Origin of the sequence: Paraburkholderia sediminicola (assembly GCF_046027825.1) — a bacterium.
Lineage (GTDB): Bacteria > Pseudomonadota > Gammaproteobacteria > Burkholderiales > Burkholderiaceae > Paraburkholderia > Paraburkholderia sediminicola_D.
On record NZ_JAQQDU010000199.1, the window covers coordinates 1 to 3,862 of the forward strand.

Here is a 3,862-nt window from a genome sequence, read left to right on the forward strand (position 1 = left end):
CTACAAGGCGCGCACGGTCATCGTGAACAAGCGTTCGATGGCGGCGGGTTACGCCGGTCTGGACAACGACCTGTTCTATATGGACAAGACGATGATGGTGTTCGGTGACGCGAAGAAGGTGATCGAGGATATGGTGAAGGCGGCTGCATGACGAGCCTCCCCCGGCGCCTCGTCGTGCGACAAAGACACGAGACGACGTCGCGATGAACGATGTGCTCGGGCGCAGCGAGGCGCTTCGCCCGAGCCGGAATCCGACACGGATGTTGCACGGTGGCAGACAGATAAAGTTTTTGGAGTGACCACAACTATGACTACGAATCTCTTCGATCTGACCGTAAAAATCGCCCTCGTCAGTGGAGCGAGCCGCGGTATCGGCGAGCAGATTGCCCGATTGCTGGCCCAGCAAGGCGCACATGTGATCGTGACGAGCCGGAAACAGGAGGACTGCCGGGCCGTTTGCACGCGCATTATCGAGAATGGCGGCAGTTCGGAAGCGCTTGCCTGCCATATTGGGCGCATGGAAGACATTGCTGAGGTCTTCGACCATATCCGCAAGCTCCACGGGCGGCTTGACATCCTCGTGAATAACGCCGCGGCGAATCCTTATTTTGGCCATATTCTCGACACCGATCTCGCGGCGTTCGAAAAAACCGTCGATGTCAATATTCGCGGCTACTTCTTCATGTCGGTGGAGGCTGGCCGACTGATGCGGGAGCAGGGTGGCGGTGCGATCGTCAATACCGCATCGATCAACGCGTTGCAACCTGGGGACATGCAGGGCATCTACTCGATCAGCAAGGCTGCCGTGGTTAACATGACCAAGGCGTTTGCGAAGGAATGCGGCCCCCATGGTATACGTGTCAACGCACTGCTCCCGGGCTTAACCAAAACAAAATTTGCTGGCGCCCTGTTCGAAACAGCGAAGATCTACGAAGAGTGGATGAGCCGCATTCCATTGCGGCGTCACGCGGAGCCGCAGGAAATGGCGGGCACTGTCCTTTATCTCGTATCAGATGCCGCGAGCTATACGAACGGAGAATGTATAGTCGTCGACGGCGGATTGACTATTTGACGGCTGGAAGAACCGACGCAGCATGCAGTTCGGCTACACGCCGACAGCCCTCAAACCATGCTGAAGACCGCAACCGCCGCATTGAGCTTGAACGCCTGATCCTGCAATGATTGCGCTGCGGCGGCAGCCTCTTCGACGAGCGCGGCGTTCTGCTGCGTGACTTCATCCATCTGCGTGACGACCTGTCCAACCTGATCGATACCCTTGCTCTGCTCGTCCGATGCTGCTGCGATCTCGCTCATGATGTCCGTCACACGAGAGACGGCGTGAATAATCTCCCGCATCGTGCGCCCGGCTTCACCGACAAGCTCAGTGCCTGCTGCCACACGGACAACCGAGGTGCCTATCAATTCCTTGATTTCCTTGGCCGCGCCGGACGAGCGCTGAGCGAGCGCACGAACTTCCTGCGCGACGACGGCGAAACCCCGCCCCTGTTCGCCTGCGCGTGCCGCTTCAACTGCGGCGTTGAGCGCGAGGATGTTGGTCTGGAAGGCAATGCCCTCGATTATTCCAATGATGTCGGCGATCCGCGCGGAGCTCTCGCTGATCTCCCCCATGGTTCCTACCACGCGCTCCACGACCTCGTTACCGCGGGCGGCAATGTCAGAGGCGCTCCCAGCCAAAACACTAGCCTGACGGGCATTGTCGGCATTGTGCCGGACGGTACCTGTCAGCTGCTCCATGCTGGCGGCCGTTTCTTCGAGTGACGCTGCCTGCTGCTCTGTACGAGAGGAGAGGTCAATGTTGCCTGCCGCGATCTGCTGCGTAGCGGACCCAATAGCCTCACTGCTTGAACGCACTCTGCCCACGATATCAACCAGACTATCGTTCATATGCTTGAGGGCCGCCAGTAACTCGCTTGTTTCGTCGCGTCCGGTCACAGAGATTGTCGATGTCAGGTCGCCGGATGCCACGGTTTCCGCAACCTTGACCGCTTCCGAAAGCGGTTGTGTAATCGAGCGTATCAGCATCCAGCAGGTCAACGCGGCGACACAGAGTGTGAGTCCTGTCACAACGACGTTCACCACCATGAACCGTTCGTACCTGTGATGCTCGGCTGCGTATTCGTGCTGAGCCTCATCGATCGGCAGATTTGCGGGTTGGCCGCGACCCACCAGGCGATCCTTATAAATAGTTTCGATCAACGCATTGGCCTGCTGAAGGCGAATGCTGCCCATGACAGAAGTCAGCAACACGAGCGCAAGCAGAACAGCAACAAGTGTGATCAATCGGGTCTTGATGCGGAATTTGTTCACGGCGATTTACGTGTGGAAATGACATAAAAATGCCGCCTCGCGAATGCAGGCGGCCATGGATGCCGGTTGCCTGACCACCGCGCGACGGCAACGCTGCGCGCCACGCGGGGTGCCGGCTTTAGAAGGAGTGGCGAATGCCGAGCATTCCAGCGGCAGTGTTCAACCCGACTGCGGTGGGCTGACCGTAGACAATCTCCTGGTTCATCGCGCCACGGTTCGAGACGTAGCCGAACTCGGCGTAGAGCATGGTGCTCTTGGACACGTTGTAGTCGGCGCCCAGCACATACTCGGTCGACTGGTTTTGCGAGTGCTTCTCGTCCTTCACGTAATAAACGCCGGACGTGATATCGAACGTCGGCGAGAAGCGATACCCGATGCCAGCCGTCAGCATGTTGAAATCGCCTGATACGGCGAAAATTTTCGGGTTACCGTTCTCGGCTGCCGGGTTGCGTCCGTTGCTGAAGGACCCAGACACGGACAGGCCACGCCACGTGTACTTGGCTCCCAGGTAGACGAAGCGGTTGTTGTTCAGGCCGGTTGCCGGGGCCGCGGTGGTGGGCGCTGCATACGTATAAGGACTGGCGTCGTGTCCGTTGTAGTAGACGGCGGCGACATTCAGGCCGTAGTTCGAATACTTGAGCACGGCCGACTCACGCGTACCGCCCTGGGGCTGCCCAGCCACGCCGCCCGGTGCGTATTCCAACGTCGCTGATGCGCCATAGAACGACGGCGAATTGTAGACCAGCGCATTGCTGTCATACAGCGCGCCAATGATGCCGTTTGTGCTGTTGCCAGGCCACCCTCCCACGGTGTTCATGGTGAGCCACGCGGTCAGGACGCTGCCAAAAAACTGCGCGTTGCGCACGTCTGTGTCCGCGAACGCGTAGGCCATCGGTGCGAGTTGTCGACCTGCGTCGAACCGGCCGAATGGCCCCGACACGCCGACCTGTGCGATCTGGTTGAACAGGGCGGGGGTACCCGCGGTATCGCTCAGTTGAAACTTGCCGGTGCCACTGTCGAACGAGCCCTGGAGCCGGAAGTTGACCTTGTAGCCACCGCCGATGTCCTCCGTACCCTTGATGCCGAAGAGGCTGGAGTAGATGCCGCCGTCCTTGAGCCGGAACACGGATCCAGTGTTCGGATTAAGTTTGCTGTTCGGGAGGAAGGGGGCTGCTCCTGAGGCTGAGGTGTTTTGCCAGAGCAGGCCCGAGTCGACTGTGCCGTACAGCGTAACGGATGATTGGGCGTGTGCGGCACTAGCAAATGCCAAAAATGCGACAAGCCCGGTGATTCTCAACTTCATGCGGTCTCCTGTGCTACGTTGTTCTAACGAGAGGCGCCGTCGCCTAGTGTCATGAAGGCCACGGTGTATCTGAGTCGAGAGCATACGTACTCGCGCCGCAGCCGCCTCCCCCTCACGGAAGCTCAGGATTGCCCACAATTCGTCTGAGCGATCTATTCGTCCTGCCTGAAGATGCGATACATCTCAGTGATTTCATGCAGGACCAGGAAGCCACGCCACATCACGGTAGGT

4 protein-coding genes are annotated in these 3,862 nt (G+C 58.9%); 2 read left to right on the top strand and 2 right to left on the bottom strand.

The window, feature by feature from the left end; translation table 11 throughout:
* The coding region (locus tag PQQ96_RS41720) for an NAD(P)(+) transhydrogenase (Re/Si-specific) subunit beta (protein WP_408303211.1) at positions 1 to 151 on the top strand (151 nt) is incomplete at its 5' end.
* Positions 152 to 307: 156 nt separating this feature from the next.
* The gene (locus PQQ96_RS41725) at positions 308 to 1,072 is read left to right on the top strand and encodes an SDR family oxidoreductase (protein ID WP_408303205.1); all 765 of its coding nucleotides are present in this window, start codon (positions 308 to 310) and stop codon (positions 1,070 to 1,072) included.
* Positions 1,073 to 1,122: 50 nt separating this feature from the next.
* Here the strand turns inward: PQQ96_RS41725 and PQQ96_RS41730 are convergent, their stop codons facing one another.
* Entirely contained in the window at positions 1,123 to 2,328 is a 1,206-nt protein-coding gene (locus tag PQQ96_RS41730; protein WP_408303207.1) for a methyl-accepting chemotaxis protein, read from the bottom strand.
* A 118-nt stretch (positions 2,329 to 2,446) separates the two neighbouring features.
* A complete protein-coding gene (locus PQQ96_RS41735) occupies positions 2,447 to 3,631 on the bottom strand; it encodes a porin (RefSeq protein WP_408303209.1) in 1,185 nt (394 codons plus the stop codon).
* Positions 3,632 to 3,862 lie beyond the last annotated feature (231 nt).